The 20,157-nt window shown below is 74.8% G+C and carries 9 protein-coding genes; all 9 read right to left on the bottom strand.

What is annotated here, in order from left to right:
- Window positions 1-141 precede the first annotated feature (141 nt).
- Window positions 142-3,483: a hypothetical protein gene (locus ACIPAE_RS18610; protein ID WP_402446353.1), complete on the bottom strand. Its 3,342-nt coding sequence runs from the start codon at window positions 3,481-3,483 to the stop codon at window positions 142-144.
- A gap of 199 nt (window positions 3,484-3,682) precedes the next feature.
- Window positions 3,683-4,240 carry a hypothetical protein gene (locus tag ACIPAE_RS18605; RefSeq protein ID WP_328473519.1) on the bottom strand — a complete coding sequence of 186 codons (558 nt, stop codon included), beginning with the start codon at window positions 4,238-4,240 and terminating at the stop codon, window positions 3,683-3,685.
- 6 nt (window positions 4,241-4,246) lie between these two features.
- Complete coding sequence (locus ACIPAE_RS18600; protein ID WP_329361270.1) at window positions 4,247-4,534, bottom strand: WXG100 family type VII secretion target; 288 nt, start codon at window positions 4,532-4,534, stop codon at window positions 4,247-4,249.
- Between the two features lie 59 nt (window positions 4,535-4,593).
- Window positions 4,594-4,929 (bottom strand): WXG100 family type VII secretion target, encoded by a 336-nt coding sequence (locus tag ACIPAE_RS18595; protein ID WP_329361273.1) that lies wholly within the window; start codon window positions 4,927-4,929, stop codon window positions 4,594-4,596.
- Between the two features lie 87 nt (window positions 4,930-5,016).
- Window positions 5,017-8,376: a right-handed parallel beta-helix repeat-containing protein gene (locus ACIPAE_RS18590; RefSeq protein WP_402446349.1), complete on the bottom strand. Its 3,360-nt coding sequence runs from the start codon at window positions 8,374-8,376 to the stop codon at window positions 5,017-5,019.
- Window positions 8,373-12,704, bottom strand: coding sequence for a hypothetical protein (locus ACIPAE_RS18585; RefSeq protein WP_402446346.1), 4,332 nt, complete (start codon window positions 12,702-12,704; stop codon window positions 8,373-8,375). The genes ACIPAE_RS18590 and ACIPAE_RS18585 overlap by 4 nt, the downstream gene beginning before the upstream one ends.
- Complete coding sequence (gene eccB, locus ACIPAE_RS18580; protein WP_402446343.1) at window positions 12,697-14,037, bottom strand: type VII secretion protein EccB; 1,341 nt, start codon at window positions 14,035-14,037, stop codon at window positions 12,697-12,699. Before eccB ends, ACIPAE_RS18585 begins: the two co-directional genes overlap by 8 nt.
- A 27-nt stretch (window positions 14,038-14,064) precedes the next feature.
- Window positions 14,065-15,465: a type VII secretion integral membrane protein EccD gene (gene eccD / locus ACIPAE_RS18575; RefSeq protein WP_402446340.1), complete on the bottom strand. Its 1,401-nt coding sequence runs from the start codon at window positions 15,463-15,465 to the stop codon at window positions 14,065-14,067.
- Between the two features lie 229 nt (window positions 15,466-15,694).
- Window positions 15,695-19,681 carry a type VII secretion protein EccCa gene (gene eccCa, locus ACIPAE_RS18570; protein WP_402446337.1) on the bottom strand — a complete coding sequence of 1,329 codons (3,987 nt, stop codon included), beginning with the start codon at window positions 19,679-19,681 and terminating at the stop codon, window positions 15,695-15,697.
- Window positions 19,682-20,157 lie beyond the last annotated feature (476 nt).

Raw genomic sequence — 20,157 nt, 5'->3', positions numbered from 1 at the left:
CTCCTCACGTCGCCCTCGTGTTGCCGCGCGGTCGCGGTGGCGGTTTCGATGGCAGTGGCGGTGGCGGTGGCGGTGGCGACCACCGTCGTACGGCTCCGTACCCCACCGGGCCGCGTGCGCGCTCCTCCCGGCGGGGGCCATTCAGAACACCCCGTTCGGGCCGTCGGCGACCGGCGGCGAGCCCCACGTGTCGCCCTCCTGCACCAGCAGGTCGGCGATGCCGCGCGCGGCGGGCTCCTCGTCGGCGGACTCGTCCTGGGCCCCCTCCGGTTCCTCCTCGTCCCACTCGTCGTCCGCGGACGCGGGTGCGCAGGACAGCGGCTGTTCGGCCGGTGCGAGAACCGCCGACTCACCGTTCGCCGCGGGCCGGTTGGGCCGCCAGGTGGCCAGCGGCCGGTCCTCGCCCTCCGCCTGCGCGGCACCGTCCGCCCCGCGCGGAGCGCCCCCGGGGCTCGTGCCCCAGGTCCCCTCGTCGGCGGTCGCGTACCCGGGCGCGGAGATCTCCGCCTCCTCCTCGGGCCGCGCCGCCCACAGCAGCGGTGCGAACGACGCTCCCGCCACACCCCAGGCCGCGGTGTCCTCCTCCGACAGGTCGTCGTCGGCCGGCCGCAACACCACCAGCGGGTCGCCGAGTTCGCCGCCGCCCGAGGGGTCGTACCCGTCGTACGCCGCGTACTGCGGGTCGCCGCCGTGCGCCGGGCCCTCCGGTACGGCCGGGGCAGCCGGCGCGGTGACGCCGGCCGCCAGCGCGTCGGCGGCCAGGGCCTCGGGGGCCGCCGGTTCCGCGAACGCCTCGCCGGTCGGCTCCACGAGGGTGCCGTGGTCGTCCTCGTCCCGGCGGCCGGGAGCACCGGCCGCGCTCATGCCGCCCATCGGCAGGAACGGGGTCGCCGCGGGTACGGCGGACGCCTCGGCCGCGGCGGGCACCGCGAACCCTTCCGTGGTCCCGTCGGCCCCGCTTTCCTCGGCCGCGGCCGGTACGGGCGCGGCTCCGACACCCGCCTCCGTGCCGTTCGGCAGCCCGGACAGCGTGGCCGCTCCGGTACCGGCCGGCGCCGATCCGGACACCTCGGCCACCGGCACTCCCGGTTCCGTCCACGGCTCGGCGCTCGGCGCGAGCAGCCCCGACGCGTCGGAGGACGCACCCTCCTCCCGACCCGCCGCCCCACCCGGCGCTCCCCCCATCCCCGGCATCATCATCCCGGGCATTCCACCCTGCGCGGCCGTCTCCTGCTCCTCGGGCAGGGCGCCGGCCAGGTCGAGCCCTTCCTGCCCGCCGGGTACGGTCCCGGCCGCCGCGACCTCACCGGACGCGGGGTCGTCCGCCCCGGTCCACGGCTCGGCTGTCGGATCGAGCAACCCCGACGCGTCGCTGCGGTCCGCCCCACCGGCAGCCGACTGCGCACCCCCACCCATCCCCGGCATGAACGGCGTCCCGCCTCCGGTGCCACCCAACTCCGACGCACCCGGGAAGGCCGCCGCCTCGGATTCGGGCAGATCCAACCCACCATCAGCACCGACCGGGACACCACCCGACGGCAAAAACCCCTCCCCCGCCGTCCCCACATCCCCCGACCACGGCTCACCGTCCCCCTCCAACAACCCCGACGCGTCACTACGATCCAACCCACCCGCAGCCGACTGCGCACCCCCACCCATCCCCGGCATGAACGGCGTCCCGCCACCAGCACCACCCAACCCCGACGAACCCGGAAACTCCGACGGCTCAAACCCCGGCAGATCCAACCCACCACCCGCACCCACCGGAACACCACCCGACGGCAAAAACCCCTCCCCCGCCGTCCCCGCATCCCCCGACCACGGCTCAGCATCCCCCTCCAACAACCCCGACGCATCACTACGATCCAACCCACCCGCTGCCGACTGCGCGCCCCCACCCATCCCCGGCGTGAACGGCGTCCCGCTTCTGGTGCCGCCGGTGAGGCCGCCGCCGTTCGCGGACAGGCCGGTGGAGCCGGGGAAGGCGGAGGGGGAGAAGCCGGGAGTGTCCGTCTCCAGGCCGAGGTCGGCGGCGTTGGGCGCCGAGCCGCCCGTGGTGGTGCTGCCCGGGAAGGCGGACGGCGAGAGGCCCTTGGTGTCGCCGAGGCCGCCGAGCCCGGAACCGTCGCCGAGTCCGGAACCGTCGCCGAGGCCCGAGGTCCCGCCGATGCCGGTGTCGCCGGGGAAGTCGGCCGCGGTCGCGCCGTCCTTCCAGGTGCTGGGGTCCTCGGCGAGGTCGGACTCGGGCAGGGTGCCGGTGCCGCCCAGTCCGGTGCCGCCGCCGAACGCGGACGGGTTCGCCAGGGGCAGGCCGCCGAGGCCGCCGCTGTCGCCGCCGAGGCCGGTGTCGCTCCCCAGGCCGCTGTCGCCGCCCAGGCCGGTGTCACCGCCCAGGCCGCCGCTCCCGTCGACGCCCGTTCCGCCGCTGAACGCCGTGGGGTTGAGCATCCGGTCGAAGGTGTTCGGGTCCAGCGTGCTGTTGTCCGTGCCGAGGCCGCCGTCCGGTCCCAGGCCGCCCAGGCCGCCCTGCCCGCCCAGGTCGCTGTCCCCGCCGAGGCCGGAGCCGGGCCCGTTGGTGTCCAGGCTGCCGGAGTACGGGCTGGGCATCGCGTCCTGGGCGGGGTCGTATCCGGCGGCACTGGTCAGCGCGGCGTCGGGCGCGAGCGTGTCGAGGCCGCCGCCATCGGAGTTCGACAGGTCCGCGGGATCGGACGGGGCGTAGTCGGCGGGCTGGTAGTCGTCCGGCGGGGCGTCCGCGGGCGGCTCGTCGACCGGCGGCGGGTCGGTCGCGGCGGGCCCGGTGATGGTGCCGGGCGGGCGGACCGAGTCGATGGTGACCTGGTAGTCGGCGGCCAGGCTCTTCAGCACCGCGCGCATGTCGTGGTTGAGCATCTTGACCAGTTCGGGCTTCTTGCTCACCGGGATCAGGCCGTTGCTCATCGGCGTGACGCCCATCAGCGTGGCCTGGTTGGCGTACCAGGCGTCGATCTCGCCGATCTTGTTCTGCGCGTTGAGGAGGTTGACGGAGTTGTCCGCGAGCTGCTGCGGGACGGAGTTGCCCGAACCGCTGCCGCCGTCGGCGGTCTGGCCGCCGGACAGCACGTCGGCGGTCGCGGCGACCTGTTTGGAGAAGGTGCTCATCATGTCGTAGAAGGCGTCGGCGGCGTCGCCCTTCCACGGGCCGTCGTCACCGGCGAGCGCCTTGGCCTGGTCCTGGAGGGCCTGGGCGACGCCCGACAGCACCACCTGGACGTGGTAGAAGACGTTCGCCGCGTCCTGGAGGCTCTGCGGCGACGCGACGGCCGCGGCACGGTCGACGTTGTCGGGGTCGTCCGTGCCGGCGGACATGCCACGGATCGCGGCCTCGATCTGCTTCCAGTCCCAACTGTCGTAGTCGGAGATCTGGCCGGTGTCGGACGGGTCGCCGTAGATGGCGCCGTCGTCGCCCTGCGAGAATCCGTTGCTGTCGTAGTCGGTGCCCATGTGAGCAAGTCCTCCGTCATTGCGCCGTCGCTGGTCGCCGGTCCTGGCCGGCGGGGCGTCCGGTGATCCGAACCGCCCCGCCGGACAGCACACTTACGCACGACCTGTCGTCCTCGACCCGCCGTGCCATCCGCTGGGTGACGCGTGTGCTGCCGCGTGAGCCACCGCGTACGGTGAACGCGGCTGCTGCCGCGCGCGGTTACGCGCCCCCGCCGGACGACGCCCCGCCCGAGTCGGTCAGCAGGACGGAGAAGTCGCCGTCCGCCGACTGCATGGCGGTCTGCAGATCCTGGGACGTCATCTTGTTGGCGTCCTCCAACGTGGAGTAGCGCGACGCCAGTTGCCTGACTCCGTCCCGCAGGTCGCCGAGCCCCTGCACCAGATCCGCCAGGACCTTGCCGTACTGGGCCTTCAGCCCGGAGTCGGCATTGAGCCCGTTGACCTTCGAGCGGATCTGGTCGGCGTGGTAGAAGGCGCCCGGAGCCGTGCTGACCGGGTCCAGCTTCTTCGCGGCGGCCTGCGTGGGCGCGATGAGCTTGTCGATGTTGTCAGCGAACACGTCCATCGACGGGGTGTCCACGCTCGTCCCCTTGCCGCCGTCGGTGCCGCCCGGCACCGACGGCGGGGTGAACGGCGTGTCGTTGCTGTACGTGCCCTGCCCGGCCGGCAGCGTCGTACCGCCGTCGTACGCCTGGGCGGTGTGCTTCGGCGCCGGGGGCGACGGGGGCAGGGTGCCGTCGAGGGTTCCGTAGGTCATGGCGGGTCAGCCCCAGAGTTGGACGCCTGCGCGCTCGCCCAGGGAGTAGTACTCGTTGATGTTGCCGAGCTGCTGGGTGGCCAGGGCGGCCTTCTGGGTCATGTCCGCGGCAGCGGCGTCCCACTGCGCCTTGACCTCGGCGTAGGTGGCCTGCGCGTCGCTGGTCCACTCGCTCAGGTTGATCCTGGCCTGGTTGTCGAGGTCGGCCAGGGCCTGGTTGATCCGCTGCGTGATGGCGTTCATCTCGCCGACGATGACGTCGACCTGCTCCATCTGGACGGTGTACGTCGCCACGGGGGGCTCCTTGGAGGAAAGAGGGGGAACGGGCGGTGGTGCGGTGCGGCCGGTGCGGGTCAGAAGCCCGGGAGGCTGGTGACGCCGGAGGCGATGTTCTGGGCGACCGTGTGGGCGGTCTGCTGGGTCTCCTCGTGGGTGTTGGCGTAGACCTGCGTGTTCTGCTGGAGCTTCTCCAGCATCGTCCGCAGCGCCTGGTTCACCTTGTTGAAGTCGTCCAGCCACGCCTGCATGGCGTTGCCGTAGATCGTCGAGGCGTCACCGGTCCAGCTCCCGCGCAGGCCGTCGATCTGGCCGGCCATCTGGGCGTAGGAGGTGGCGCCGTCGTCGAGGGCGGTCTGGAAGGTGCCCTGGGCGGCGGTCATTCCCTGCAGTTCGACTGATGTCAGTGCCATGGTCGGGCTGTCCTCTCGTCGGTGTGCGTCTGCTCTTCCGTCCCGGTCCGCCGCGGGTGCCGCTCGTGGTCACGGCGGGCCGGAAGCTCACAGCCGGGCCAGCGGTTCCGGCCGCTGGTACGGGGGTTCGGGGGGTTCGGGGGGTTCGGGGGGTTCGGGGGGCGCGGCCGGGGGCGGGGCGCTCTCGTCCCGGGCGCTCTCGTCCGGGGCGAGCACCGCCGCCTGCTCGGGGGCCTGGCGGGGCAGGTCGGCCGGGGTGACGGTGCGCGCCCGCGCGCTCGCGGCGAGGCTCTCGGCGAGCCGGTGCGCGCGGTAGGCGCCGGCTTGTTCGGGCGAGCGGGCGAAGGTCTCGGCCAGTGCCTGGGCGACGTCCTCGTCCATCTGGAAGCCGTAGCCGCGCAGCCGGCGCCGCACCAGTTCCACGGTCTGCTCCGGGGTGTACGGCTCCAGGCGGGCGTATTCGGCGAACCCCTGGGCGACGTCGGTGCGTTCGCGCATCAGGCCGATCAGGTGCTCGGGGGTGCCGATGAGCGCCAGCACGGTGTCGCCGGGCACGGTGACGATCCGGGCGAGCGCGTTGAGCACGGCCTCGCGGGACTGCGGGCTGCGCTGCTCGAACGCCTCGGTCCACTCCAGTACGAGCACCCCGCCGGCGTTCTCCTCCAGCGCCGACGCCAGCCGCAGCAGGGGCTGTTCGGCCCAGCGGGCGGGCAGCGAGGAGAGCCGGATGTGCCGGGTGGCGCCGGTGGGCAGCAGCCCCAGCTCGGCCAGGCAGCGCCCGTAGAGCGCGGCGAGGGCGCGGCGGCCGCTGCCGGGCGGGCCTTCGAGCACGACGTTGGCCCGGGCGGACAGCGGTTCGGGGCGCGTGCCGGGCCGCTGCTGCGCGGCCGACAGGGCGCGCAGCCGGGTGCGCAGCGCCGAACGGGCGGTGTCCAGGCCGGTGATGGCGGCCAGCCGGCGCAGTCCGGGCAGCTCGGGCAGTTCGGGGTCGCTGTCGGCGGCGGTCGGGGTGCCGGGCAGCTCGGTCACGTCCTCGCCGGTCAGGACGCTCAACGCGCTGTCGTCCTGGTGGGGTTGGGCGGACAGCCGGGTGGCCTGGCGGCCGATCATCTCCTCGAAGATCTTGCGGGCCACCCGGCCGTTGCCGAAGGTGTCGCCCTTGGGCACGTCCACGAAGTAGCGGTTCAGCGCCTCCAGGGCGCCGTCGTCGAGTTCGTAGTAGTGCTTGCCGCACAACCCCCGCACGATGGTGACGAGTTCGTCCGGTTCGTAGTTGGGGAACTCGATGGTCCGCGCGAAGCGGGACGCCATGCCGGGGTTGGAGGCGAGGAACTGGTCCATCTGCGCCGAGTAGCCGGCGACGATGACCACGATCTCGTCGCGGTGGTCCTCCATCAGCTTCATCAGCGTCTCGACGGCTTCCTGGCCGAAGTCCGGTCCCGAGCCGCGGGACTGGTTGGTCAGGGTGTATGCCTCGTCGATGAAGAGCACGCCGCCGAGTGCCTTGATGAAGACCTCGGTGGTCTTGATGGCGGTGCCGCCGATGATCTGCGCGACCAGGTCGGCGCGGGCCACCTCCACGATGTGGCCCTGCCGCAGGATGCCCAACTCGGCCAGCACCGCGCCGTAGAGGCGGGCCACCGTGGTCTTGCCGGTGCCGGGCGGGCCGGCGAAGACCAGGTGCCGGCTCATCGGCGGCATGGGCAGGCCCATCTCCATCCGCCGCTTGGTCATCTTGTTGAGGTCGATCAGGCCGGTGACCTCGCGCTTGACGCTCTCCAGGCCGACCAGCGACTGGAGTTCGGCGAGCGGGCCGGCGCCCGTGCCGCCGGTGGCCGTCACGGCCGGACCCGGGCCCGCGGCGCCGCCGCCGGCGGCCGACGTGGCCGTCAGCTCCTTGCCGCCCGCGTCCGGTCCGCTGCCGCCACCGCGCCCGGCGGCCGAACGGCGTCCGCCCGCACCGGAGTTGTCGCGCACCTCGCAGTCGTGGACGCCGACCGGCTCGGCGGTCTCCGAGCGGATGCCCTCGCCGGTGTTGTCGAAGACGGTGCAGTTGCTCAGCTCCGCGCGGGAGGCGGCGGCGAGGTGCACGCCGTGACCGCGAGCGCCGTGCACCCGGCAGCCGACGGCGGTGAGCGTGCCGCCTGCGACCCGCAGGCCGTCGCCGTCGGAGCCGCTGAACTCGCTGTCCCGGGCCGTCAGTTCGCTGTCCGCGCCGATGACGACGCCGCCCCCCTCGACGGTCGAGCCGTCCAGTTCGGCGTGGGCGGAGTCCGCCAGGGCGAGCGCGCAGCCGCCGCCCACGCGCAGCCGCACCTCGGACAGCCGGGCCCGTACTCCCTGCCCCAACTCGATGCCCACGGTCCCGCTCGCGGTGGCGTCGGCCTCGTCGACGTCCAGCCGGGCGCCGCCGAGCGCCTGCACCGCGGGGCCTCCGTCGGCGACCGACAGCCGGGTCAGCCGGGCCGCGCCGCCGCCCAGCCGCACCGCGGCCGTCGCGGCGTTCCGCACGGCCAGTTCGGTCGCGGTGACCTCGGCGCCGTCCTCCGTGAGCACGCCCACCGGGGTGTCGTCGATCCGGCAGCGCTCCAGCACCGGCCGGGCGCCGTCCGCCGCGTGCAGGGCGACCTGGGCCGCTCCGGTGATCACGCAGTCGCGCAGGACGGGCGCGCACTCCTTGATGTACACCGACTCGCCCCGGGACCCGGTGAACACGCAGTCGGCCAAGGTGACGTCGGCGGTGCTGGCGAGGTACGCGTCCAGGCCGGCGCTGCCGGTCACCTCCACGCGGCTCAACTCGGCCCGACCGTCCTGCTCGACGGCGAGCGCGGGCTTGCCGCTGCCGGTGATCCGGGTGGCCTCGACGACGACGGCGCCGCGGCCGTTGACGCACAGGCCGTTGCCCGCGGCGCGGTCCAGGGTGGACGAGCGCAGCGTGAGCCGGCCCTGCTCGGCGACGACCACGGCCGACGAGCCGGCCTCGGAGATGGTGGTCCGCTCCACGACGTTGCCGCCACCGGACGTCAACACCACTCCGGCGCCACGGGAGTTGGTGACCTGGCAGTCGCGCAGCGCCACCGTGCCCGCGTCCCACGCCAGCACCGCCGTCCACGCCTGACCCGCCACCCGGCAGCCGTCCAGCGCGGCCTGCCCGCGGCGCACGTCGAGCACCGGCGCCTCCGGGTCGGCGCCGCTGAGCAGCAGCCCGGAGATCTGCACGGCCTCCGCGTCCACGACGACGGTGCTGCCGGCGGGGGCGTGCACCTGGGCCGTGCCGCCGGCGCCGTCGGCGGCCAGGGTGACCGTGCGCACCAGGTGCAGGGCCTCCTCGTAGCGGCCGGGGCCCACCGTGATCAGCGCGCCCTCCGCGGCGTCCGCGAGCGCCTCGGTCAGCGACCGGTACGCGCCCGGCCGGTCCGGGGAGACCACTAGCACTTGCCGGTTCACAGCGTCGCTCCCTCGTGAGTCGCGCCCTGCGCGGGTGCGTGCGGGCCGGCCCCGGCGCGCGGCCGGGGCGCGGTGGCCATCAGGCCGGGCGGGGTCTGCGGCTGCGGGGTCCGCGGCCCCGGGGCCCGGCCCGCCTCGGCCGGAGACTTCGCCGATGCTCCCGCCGGCGTACTCGCCGTTGCCTTCGCCAGCGCGGCGGCGGCTCGCTCCAGGCTCTCCAGGGCGAGGTCGTCCAGCGCCGAGCGCCCGGGCTTCACCCGTCCGTCCGCGCCGATCTCGGTCGCCGCCATCTCCCGGATCAGGACCGGGTCGCCCGCGGTGCCGGCCGGGCGCAGCACCTTGAACGTCGTGCCGGGCAGGAACACCACCCGGTCGGGCACCGCGGCGTCCAGCAGGCCGGTGCGCCGCGCGGTCATCGACCAGATCACGAACCGCGGCTCCGCCGGAAGGTCCGCCGTCGGCAGCGCGAACGCCGGGCAGAACGACCACTCCGTCACCAGCCGCCCGTCCCGGTACCAGTCCCGTTCCGCGTCGGTCAGCTCCGCGCCCAGCACGGCCGCGCCCCGGTACGACGGCAGCCTGCGCAGCCCCGAGGCCACGCAGCGCGCCAGCGGCACATGCGGCCCGACCCGCGCGGACCGCACGGACTCGTCCACACCCGCGCTGTTCCCGGTCAGGTACAGGCGCACCGCGACCAGGTCGATCAGCGCGTCCGACGCCTTCTCCCGGCTCGCGCTGCGCAGCCCGGGCACCTCCGACATCACCCGCGCCACCGTTCCCGCGGCCACGTCGTACTGCGCCCGGAACGTCTTGCGCACCCAGTCCCGCTCCCGCTCGATCCCCCGCTCCGGCGGCACCGCACACGCGGCCCCCTTCGGCACGGGCTGCACGCGAACCCCCACGGGCGCCTGCGCGGCGGGCGGTTGTACGGGGGCGGCCGCGACGGTCACCCGCGGCGCCAACTCGCTGACGGCGGGCGGGGGTTCGGCCACCACCGGAGCCGCCGGGTACACCCCAGCGGACTCCAACCGCAGCCCGACCGGCCGCGGCGCGGCAGGCGGCGGCGCGGCAGGCGGCGGCGCGGCAGGCGGCGGTACGAGTGCGGGCCCAACGGCGCCCGACGGCTGCGGAGTCGGCGCGCCCGAGGTGGACGGCGCGGTCCCCGCGGGCTGCGATGCTCCCGGCGCCGCCGGGACCCGCGACGGCGCACCGGACACGGGCTGCGGCAACCCCGGCGGCAAAGGCGCCGCCACGGATGGAGGCACGGCGCCCGGTCCAGTCGCCCCGGGCCGCGGGGGCAGCCCAGCAGCGGCTGGTGGCAGAGCGGTTGACGTCCCAGGCGGTACGGCGGACCCCGGCGTGGGCTCACCGGCGTAGGGAGCGGACGGCACGGGTGCCGCGGCGGGCGGCACCGACGGCGCCACCCGGGACTCCGGGCCGGCAGCGGTCGGCGGCAACGCAGTTGACGCACGTGACGGCACAGGCGCTGACGACCCCGACCCACCGACGTTCGAAGCGACCGGCACAGGTGCCGCGGCCTCCGGCGCCACCGGAGGGGACCCAGCAGCACCTGGCAGCACGGCAGTTGGTGTACCCGGCGGGGTGGGCTCCGGCGGCGGTACGAACCCGGGCGCGGCTCCCGGCGCGGGCACTGCGCCCCGGGACGTACTCACGGACGGGCCCGAGGCCGGGGGCACGGGTGCGGCGCCAGGCGCGGGCAGCGCACCGGAAGTCGAGGGCGCTACAGGGGGGACGGGTGCGTGCCGCGGGGCCGGCGCCGGCTGCGTCGCCGAGGGCATCGCCGGAGGCATGGGTCCGGCGGCGGCGAGCGCCGGGCTGTCGCTCGACGGCGGGAAGATCGTGGTCGGGTGGGCCAGCGGAAGAGCGAGCCGGCGCACCGACGGGTGACCGTCCGCCCCGGATGCAGCGGGCAACGGGTCCGGCAACGGCACCGGTGCCGGCGGTACAGCGGCGGGTCCGGTGGCCGGGTGGGCTGGCCCCTCGGGCCCAGCGCTCCCCTCCATACGCGGCCCCTGTTCCGAGCCCGACGACCGCGGAACCGCGACAGCACCAGCAGCCCCGCCCGCAAACCCCTCGGGCCCAGCACCCCCACCCGCAAGCGACCCACGCTCCGAATCCGCACCAACCCCCGCGTGCGCACCCGACCCCGACTCCGTCGCACCGGAACGCGAAACCCCCACACCCCCAGGCACACCCCAACCGCCACCACCAACTCCACCCACCGAGGCGCCCGCCACGCCCGAACCCGTGTGCCCCGCAAGCAGAGGCGTCACCGAAGCTTCCGGCCGCGTGACCGTAGGAACGGGAGCAGCGGCAGCCTGCTGCGGAGCCCCAACGCCCGCGACCCCATTGCCCGTTGGGTCAGCCGACACGGAAGTGGCCGTCTGAAGAGCCCCGTCGGCGGTTGCGGCACCCGAAGAGGTCGCGGCGGCCCCGGCCGTCACCGTCGCCTCGGGGCCCGCCGCGACGGGAGGCGCGGAGGGCATCGCCGGGATCGCCGCCTCGGCCGTGGCCGACCCGGTGGCGGTCGAGGTGACCCAGCCGTCGGGCAGGGCGAGTTCGGCGGTCAGGCCGCTCAACGGCCGCGGACTCGACGGCTCCTCGGCGACGGACCGGGACACGGAGGCGGACACGGGTGCGGGTGCGGGTACGGACGCAGGTGCGGACAGATCCTCGGCAGCGGACGCCCACACCTCCGCCTGGAAGGGAGTGGCCGGAGCGACCGGAGCGTGCCGCGGCTCGGCGGCCGGACCCGCGGCGGACCCGTTCGCCACAGCCCCAGGAACGCTCTCGCCGACCCCGGCCCCGACCCCTACCCCGCCCCCGAGCCCGCCGCCACCCCCGACAACGTTATCAACCGCACTGCCCTCCGCACCGGTTGCCGCCGTGCCAGGCGCCGCCCAGGGCGCGCTGCCGGCGGGCCGGGTGGTCGGCGGGATCGCCGCCGTCACCGCTTCGTGCGGGTCGGACACGGCGATCGGCTCGGCGTACCAGGCGCCGGTGTCGACGGCCGGGTCGTCGGCGGGCCGCAGGACGAAGTCGCCGCGGGCGTCGGCGCCGAGCCGCCACAGCGCGTCCTCGGCCAGCGCCCGCATGCGCGCGGCCATGTCCGGGGAGCCGCGGTGGTAGAGGAAGAGCCGGTCGCCGGGGGCGGCGGCGATCCTGCGGACGTCGTCGCCGTCGTCGGGTTCGGTGTGCGGGCGCATCCACAGCCCGCTCTGGACGACCTCCAGCACGGCGTCGAAGGCGTACTCGTAGACACCGGGGGCGACCGGTGGGAAGCCGGGCAGCGGTTCGCGCACTCCGACCAGTGCGGGCGGCGGCGCGCCTTCGGTGCCGCGCGGGCTGTAGAGGAGTTCGCGGACGAAGGCGGAGCGCCCGCCGGTGCGTTCGGCGCCGTCCGGCGCGGCACCGTCCGGCGCGGCACCGTTCGGCGAGGTGCCCGACTGGTCGGAGGGGCCGGCCGGGTCGGACGGCGCGCGGTCGTCGTCGGTCATGCCGGTGTAGAGGACGACCTGGTGCTCCAGCGCGTCGGCGAGCTGCTGGCCGAGCGCCTCGCCCTCCTGGGGCAGGGCGACGGGGCCGAAGTGCACGAAGCGGATGCGCGAGCGGGTCGTCGGCATCACGGTGTCCCAGAACCGTACGACGTCCGCCAGCGGTACCGCCGGGCCGCCGGGGCAGCCCAGGACGACGGTCATGACGTCGGGGTCGATGGCGAGGCGGCCGAAGAGCCGGCGGCGGTTGTCCTCCGCCGCGTCCGGCAGCGCGCCGCGCACCCACACTCCGCAGGGCAGCGGCTCGACGACGGCGTACGGGCTGGTCACCCAGGGCCGGTCCATCATCGAGAACTGCCAGCGGGGCTTGGGGAATCCCATGGAGTCGTGTTCGAAGGGGCGGCCGGGCCGCAGCCGCAGCCAGCCGGAGCCGTGGCCGCCGGGGATGTAGAGGCCGCCGCCCGCGGTGGGCAGCACCTCGCCGTCGGGGACCACCACGACCGTGCCGAGTTCCTCGGCGATCCGCTGCCCGGCCCTGCGGATCTCCGCGGAGGTGCCGCTGCCGAAGACCAGGCGCAGGCTGCCGGTGCTGTCGGCCAGTGCCCGGGCCATCGCGTCGGCAGCGGTGTCGGGGGCGACGCCGGGGACGTCCACGACCACGACGGTGTGCTGGTCGTCGTGGGCCAGGGCGTTGGCGAACCGCCAGGCGGACTGGTCGGTCCTGCCCTTGGGCTGGATCAGCAGGGCGTCGCCGACGGCGCGGCACTGGAGCGAGGGGCCGGGCGGCAGCAGCGCGCGGATGCCCTTAAACACGGCCGCCTCCCGCGCTCGTCGAGCCGGGCATGGTCAGGAGGGGGCCGGTCGGCAGCAGGGCGATCATGTCGTCGGGGAGCAGGGAGACCAGTCCCGACAGTCCGAGGGCGGCGGTGACGTCGTCGCTCGCCAGCCGGTAGGCGGTGCCGTCGTCGGTGACGAGGTAGGTCCTGGGGTGGGTGGCCTTCCTGAGCGTCTGCTCGCGGCTGCTGACCACCAGGCCGTGGCCGGGCGGGACGAGGACGGCGCGGCTGCCGGTGGCGGCGTCCCCGCGTTCGAGGACGACCTGCGTGCCCAGGGCGCTGCCGTCGACGTGCTGGGCCAGGCACACCGTCTGGCCGTCGGCGGACACCGCGGGGGCGCCGGCCACGTCCGGCAGCGCGCCGGCCATCTCGGGGTCGTCGGTGAGGCGGACGGCGGCCAGCGCGGAGGAGGGCACCTGGAGGGGTGGGGGAACGTGCGGCTCGGCGGCCAGCAGCGCGGACTCGGTGGCGTTGGTACGGGACACCCCGCCGCGGGTCATCACGTAGTAGTGCCGCTCGCCGGCCGTGGTGGTGGTGGTGAACAGCTGGCCGACGGTGACGGCGTGTCCGGCGACCGTGCCGGCGGGCTTGCCCTGTCCGGCGGGGCGGACCGCGGTCAGCGCGCGGCCGGTGGGCACCGCGGCGAGCCAGTCGCCGGGGGCGGCGGTCGGCTGGTCGGTGTCCAGGCCGAGCGCGACCAGCGTCGCCTGGTCCGGGACGCGGTACTTGGTGCCCTTCCACAGCAGGTAGCGGGTGCCGTCGGCGGCGACGAGCAGCGTCTGCCGGTCGGCGGGGAAGGCCGTGGTCCGGCCGGCGGGGCTGAAGTCGATGCTCTGCCCGCCGGCGAACTGCGGCCGCAGGCAGCGGGTCCAGGCGTCGCCGATCACCTGGGAGGGGGCGGGGACCTCGTCGGGCGCGCCGGGGATGCCGACCGCGGTGCCGTGCGGGATGCCTTCGAGGTCCTGGCGGGAGACGGTGTGCGCGGTGGGGTTGCGGGCGAGCAGCAGCACCGAGGAGTAGTTGCGGACCGGGCGCAGCTCGCCGTCGACGTACAGGTAGCGGTTGCCGGTCTCCTTCTCCACGATGTACGCGCCCGAGGCGCGCCAGGAGTGGTCGGGGGCCGGCGCGATCAGGCCGTAGACGCCGAAGCCCACGCACAGCAGGATGACGATGCCCACGCCGAAGAAGGTGCCGAGCGAGGCGCGGCGGGTGGGGCTGTCGCCGCGGCCGGGGTCGCCGCTGACGAGTGCGGTGGCCAGCCGGCCGACGGCGAACTGGTACGCCTGGACGTGGTCCCGTCGGGTCTGCATGGGGGTCCTCCTCTCGGTTCCGGTCCGTCAGCTCGTCAGTCCGCGCACATGCGAGTAGACGTGCAGGAGTTGGAGGAGCAGGGGCAGCAGCGACATCGCGACGAGCATCTCGGTGATGTCGCCGCTGTGGCCCCAGACCGGCAGCAGGCGGCTGGAGGGCAGCCGCCAGGCGCCGGCCAGCAGGGCGACGGCGGTGAGCACCAGGAGCGCGGCGGCGATGCCGCGCTCGCCGGGGCCGCCGGTGGTCCACTGCTGCAGGAGCAGCAGGGCCAGGCCGACGCCGCCGGCGATGACGGTGGGCACCCGCTGGAGGGTGCCGGCCAGGCCGCGGGCGCGCAGCAGCACCGCGGCGCCGAGGACGAGCGGCAACGCCCAGCCGATCCAGCCGTGTTCGCGGATCATGAACCAGAAGACGACGGCGAAGGCGAGCGAGAACCCGAGGCTGAGCGCGTCCAGGTAGGAGGTGGCGGCCCGTACCCGGCGCTCCACCCGCTCCTGCGGCTCGGGGTCGACGTCCTCCTGCAACTCTTCCGCGTTGTGCGGGAGTTGGGGTACCCGCAGCCGGGCGACGCGCAGCGAGAGCCGGGGGGCGAAGTGGCCGAGGACGAACAGTCCGACCCCGACCACGGCGACGGCCTGGCCGGCCCGCCAGTCGAAGGCGGCGCGCAGCCCGATGGCGGCGGCCGCGGCCGCGGCGACGACGACCGCGGTGCCGGGCAGCAGGAACGGCATGGCGCGCAGGGCGACCAGCGCGACGGCGACGGCGGTGACGCAGCCGGCGGCGACCAGCAGGCCCGGCACGCCGGGGTCGAAGCCGCCGTGCGGGCCGGCGCGGAAGGCGAGTCCGGCCAGTCCGCCCATGGCCATCGCCGCGATTCCCGCGGTCACCACCGCGGCCCGGTCGGCGGCCAGCCGGGCGCCGGTGGCGCAGGCCGCGGCGAACAGCACCGCGGCGATGCCCGCGCCGGCCCCCGCGAAGTCGCCGGGGCCGGCGCTCAGCAGGGCCAGCGCGAGCATGACGACGGCCAGGGCGGCCATGGTCAGGGACAGCGCGCGGGTCAGCTCGGGCCGCCAGCGGCCGGGCAGCGAGCCGACGACGTGCGCGACGCCGTCGGCGACGTCGTCGAAGTGCAGGGTGGGCAGCGGGTCGTCGGCCGGGCGCAGGTGGAGCACGTCGCCGTGCCGCAGGCCGAGTCCGGCGGGGGTGCCGTCCGGGTCGAGCGGTGCCTCGCCGAGGCGTTGCAGCGCCCACGGCGCGCCGCGGTCGCGCACGTCGGAGACCACGTGCTCGACGAGGACGGGCAGCAGCGCCGACACCGGCAGCGTGACCGGGATCGCGAGGTCGGCCTGTCCGCCGGGGCCGACGACGGTCATCCGGCACACCTCGGTGCCGGTCCCGGCTCCGGGAACCACGGAGGCAGTGGTCATCGGGTCGCTCCTGTGCGGTGGGGGGCTCGGTCGCGCGCGGCGGCGGTACGGCCGCCGCCGGCGCGCCCAACGGTGGTACGGGCAGCGGTGGTTCGGGCGCCGGTCGTACGGACGGTGATCGCGCGAACGGTGATCGCACGGGCAGCGGCCGTACGTTCGCCCGTCGTACGTTGACCGGTCGTACGTCCGGTGGCGGCGTGGAACTCGGCGGCGGCGGGACGGGATCGGCTCATTCCGCGGCCACCAGTCCGGTCTGCATGAGCTTGACCGAGCGCCGGGTGACGAGCTGGGCGCGGCCGGGCGGCAGGGTGCGCGGCTTCGCCTCGCCGATGAACTTGCCCTCCTCCTTGGGGTAGGAGAAGAGCAGGGCCGGGTTGCCCAGCTCCCACAGGCGCCGCAGCACCGGGTCCATCATCGCCCGCATCGCGCCCGAGGTGCTGCGGGACAGGACCAGGTGGAGTCCGATGTGCGGGGCCTGGGCCAGCAGCGGCACCAGGGGCGTCATCGGGGACGGCGAGCCCGGTGCGCCGGAGAACAGGTCGAAGTCGTCGATGAGCACGAACAGCAGCGGGCCGCTCCACCAGTCGCGGCGGGCCAGGTTCTCCGGCGAGATGTCGGCGCCGGGCACCCGTTTGCCGACCGACACCGCGGCGCTGGCGGCCAGTTGGCCGAGCGCGTCGCTGTCCACGACGTAGCCGACCCGGTACGCCTCGGGGACCGCGGTGAGCAGGCCGCGGCCGGGGTCGGCGACCATGATGCGGGCTTCCTCGGGGGTGTAGCGGGAGGTGATGGCGGCGACCATCAGCCGCAGCATGTTGGTCTTGCCGGTCTCGTTGTCGCCGAACACCATCAGGTGCGGGTTGACGGAGAAGTCGTGCCAGGCGGGTTCCAGGCGCTGCTCGTCCCAGCCCAGGCAGACCCGCAGGTCGCCCTCGGCCGGCGGGAGTTGGGCGGTCGACAGCCGGCCGGGCAGCAGCCGCACGCCGGGCGCGGGGCGGCCGGTCCAGAAGGTGTCGATCTCCGCGACGGCCTCCTTGGTCGCCGCGGTGAGGTCCTCGGTGTGCGGGGAGCTGTCCAGCCGGGGCAGTGCCGCCAGGAAGTGGTGGCCGGCGGAGGTCAGGCCGCGGCCGGGCTGGTGCGGCACGGCCGCCGCGGCCCGCGCGCCGACCTCGGACTCCAGCGTGTCGCCGAGCCGCAGTTCGAACTTGGTGCCCAGCAGGTCCCGCAGCCGCGGCCGGAACTCCGACCAGCGCACCGCGGAGCCGATGACGTGGATGCCGAAGGACAGTCCGCGGGCGGCCAGGTCGATGACGCGCGGTTCGATGTCCTCGTAGTCCTGCCGCAGCGTGCCCCAGCCGTCCACGACGAGGAACACGTCGCCGTACGGGTCGTCCAGTTCGCCGGTGGCGCGCTGCGCGCGGTAGCCGGCCATGGACTCCAGTCCGCGCGCGCCGAACTCGGCCTCGCGACGCTCCAGGAGCTGGGTCAGTTCGGCGACGGTGCGCTGTACCCGGTCCCGGTCGAGCCGGGTGGCGACCGATCCGACGTGCGGGAGCCCGGAGGTGGACACCAGGCCGCCGCCGCCGAAGTCCAGGCAGTAGAACTGGATCTCCTGCGGGGTGTGGGTCAGCGCGAGGGACAGCATCAAGGTGCGCAGCATCGTGGACTTGCCGGTGCGCGGCGCGCCGACCAGGCCGATGTGCCCGTCGGCGCCGGACAGGTCCGCGGTGAGCAGGTCGCGGGACTGCTCGTAGGGCTTGTCCACCATGCCGAGCGGGAAGCGCAGCGAGGCGAGCCGGGGGTAGTCGGCCGCGCTCATGCCCCGGTCGGGGTCCGGCACGATGGCGGGCAGCACCTGGTCGAGGCTGACGGAGGAGTCCAGCGGCGGCAGCCACACCTGGCGGGCCGGCGGGCCGGCGTCCTCCAGCCGGCCGACGAGCACCTCCAACAGACTCTCCTCGCTGAGGGGTTCACCGTCGGGGCCGATGGTGGCGGCCGCGCCGCGGGCCGCCTGCGCGGCCCGGGCCGCCTCGGCGAGCGCCGCGGTCTCCTCGGCGCGCGCGGAGAGCAGTTCGCCGCTGCGGTCGAGCCCGAAGACGGTGACCTCCTGGGCGGCGCGCTGCTGCTGGGCCGGGTCGTTCTCGGCGGCGGGTTCGGGGGCCGGGCCGGAGACGTAGGCGGCCTTGAAGCGGACCAGGTTGGTGGTGTCGACCTTCAGGTAGCCGTTGCCGGGTGCCGACGGCAGCTCGTAGGCGTGCGAGACGCCGATGACGCTGCGGGACTCCATCGAGGAGAAGGTGCGCAGGGCCAGCCGGTAGGACAGGTGGCCCTCGACCTTGTGGATACGGCTCTCGTCCAGCCGCTGCGAGGCGAGCAGCAGGTGGACGCCCAGGCTTCGGCCGAGCCGGCCGACGGAGACGAACAGGTCGACGAACTCCGGCTTGCTGGCGAGCAGTTCGGAGAACTCGTCGACGATGATGAGCAGCGAGGGAAGCGGGGCGAGGGTGGCGCCCGCGACACGCGCCTTCTCGTAGTCGAAGAGCGAGGAGTGGCCGGACTCGCGCAGGAGTTCCTGGCGGCGGATCATCTCGCCGTTGATGGAGTCCCGCATCCGGTCCACCAGGTGGATCTCGTCGGCGAGGTTGGTGATGACGGCCGAGGTGTGCGGCAGCCGGTCCATGTTGAGGAAGGTCGCGCCGCCCTTGAAGTCCACCAGCACGAGGTTGAGGACCTCGGAGGAGTGGGTGGCGGCCAGTCCCATCACCAGGGTGCGCAGCAGTTCGCTCTTGCCGGAGCCGGTGGCGCCGATCAGCAGGCCGTGCGGGCCCATGCCGCCCTGCGCGGACTCCTTGAGGTCCAGTTCGACGACCTCGCCCTCGTCGGTGACGCCGAGCGGAACGCGCAGCCGGGCCGACTGGGTCTGCCGGGGGCGCCACTTGGCGGCCACGTCGAAGGTGCGGGGGTCGCGGATGCTCAGCAGGGACGTCAGGTCGAAGTCGGACTCCAGCGGGCGTTCGGTCAGGTCCACGCTGCCGCCGGTGCGCAGCGGCGCCAGGCCCCGGGCGAGGGTCTCGGCGGCGGTGGCGCTGAGCGCGTCGGCGGTCGCGGACGCGGAGGCGTCGTCGCCGGCCGGGAAGCTGACGGTGCCGTCGCGGACGGTCAGCCGCAGGACGTCGTCGCCGCCGCGCAGGGCGCCGGTGGCGTCGAGCAGCAGGGTGTTGCGCATCCCCTCCCCCAACAGCCGTGAGCCGTCCGGCAGATGGGCACCCTGGGCGATGACCACCAGGTAGGGCTCGGTGACGTTCGGGGAGGCGTCCGGGTCGTGGTCGGGGCGGTCGCGCACCTCGGGGCCCAGCAGCGCCATCAGCTCGTCGTGGTCGCCGGCGGCCAGCCGGAGCGCGCCGGCGTCGTCCTGCTCGTCGGGGTGGGCGTTGTGCGGCAGCCACTTGACCCAGTCCCACTCGGCGCGGGCGGCCGGGTTGCCGAGCACCGCGACGCGCAGCTCGTCGGGGGCGTGCAGCACGGCGAGTTGGGCGACCATCGCCCGCATCAGGGCCAGCGCCTCCTGGCCGTCGCCGGCGAACTCCACCCGGGTGAAGCGGCGCAGCGCCACCGGGATGGGCAGGTCGGGAACGGTCTGGTGGGCCTTGGTGAAGCGGCGCAGCGAGATCGCGGTGAGCGGTTCGAGGTCCTCGACGGGCTTGGTCTGCGGCGGCAGGAAGACCAGTTCGGCGCGGCGGATGCCCATGCCGATCCGGACCCGGCCGAAGTCCTCGTGGCTGGGGCGGCGTTCCCACAGCCGCGGCCCCATCGCGAACGCCCACAGCGCGCGCGGGTCGGGGTTGTCCCACAGCAGGGCGGCGCGCTGCTCGGCCGCGGCGGTCCGGGCCTGGCGCCGACGCTGCGCCAGGTACCGCAGGTAGTCGCGGCGTTCGGCCTTCATCCGGCGGCGGCGCTCCGAGCTGCTGCGGCCCACCTGGGTCAGCGTCATGCTGATCATGGCGACGCCCATCATCCCGGACATCATGTAGGTGGTCGGGCCCATGCTGCGGACGCTGAACATGAGCACCATCGCACCGGCACCCAGCCCCATCGGCAGGTACAGCAGCGCGGAACCGAAGTCCACGCCGGCGGGTTCACCCAGTACCGGCGGCTCGGCCAACTCCACCTGCCCGTCGGGCATCGGCGGCCCGTCGCGGCGAGGTGAGCGCTTCACCGGCTTAATGCTCAAAGCGGTGACTCCCGATGCAGTGTGCATGTCACTCGTTACCGCAGCGACTATAGGGAATCCTCCCCGCCTTGCAACAGCCCCCATTTTCCTTTCCGTTCGCAGCGCCCGGCCACGGTAACCGGTCGCGGCACCGCTTCCCCGATCGTGCGAGCCGCACCGGCACAGGGACATCGGGCCGAAGGAACGCCATTTCCTACGGTCCCGTAGGTGAAGACCCGCTGTTTGCGGCGGTCCATTATTCCCCGCCAATTCATCTTTAGTCCTTCACGCGTCGGTTTTCTCGGAGCCTCCCGGTAACGAAGCGGACACGATCCGCCGCGCCCGGCATCGTCCGCGTTCCCGCCCGACGCATTGCCGCAGGTGACGGGCATGGCACGGCGAGCACGGCGGCGCGGGCCCCGCGCCCGCACGGCGCCGCGAGGGCCGGCGAGGACACCGCGACGGCCAATGCCCGCCGCCAC

Origin of the sequence: Streptomyces sp. NPDC087270 (assembly GCF_044744625.1) — a bacterium.
Classification (GTDB): Bacteria; Actinomycetota; Actinomycetes; order Streptomycetales; family Streptomycetaceae; genus Actinacidiphila.
Note: the sequence above shows the minus strand (reverse complement) of the source record. Positions and strands in the feature narration are given on the sequence as shown.

Excerpts from the sequence above, each read along its gene's own strand:
- eccB (WP_402446343.1), bottom strand. The coding sequence starts at position 14,037 with ATGCAGACCCGACGGGACCACGTCCAGGCGTACCAGTTCGCCGTCGGC.
- ACIPAE_RS18610 (WP_402446353.1), bottom strand. The coding sequence starts at position 3,483 with ATGGGCACCGACTACGACAGCAACGGATTCTCGCAGGGCGACGACGGC.
- ACIPAE_RS18605 (WP_328473519.1), bottom strand. The coding sequence starts at position 4,240 with ATGACCTACGGAACCCTCGACGGCACCCTGCCCCCGTCGCCCCCGGCG.
- ACIPAE_RS18595 (WP_329361273.1), bottom strand. The coding sequence starts at position 4,929 with ATGGCACTGACATCAGTCGAACTGCAGGGAATGACCGCCGCCCAGGGC.
- eccD (WP_402446340.1), bottom strand. The coding sequence starts at position 15,465 with ATGACCACTGCCTCCGTGGTTCCCGGAGCCGGGACCGGCACCGAGGTG.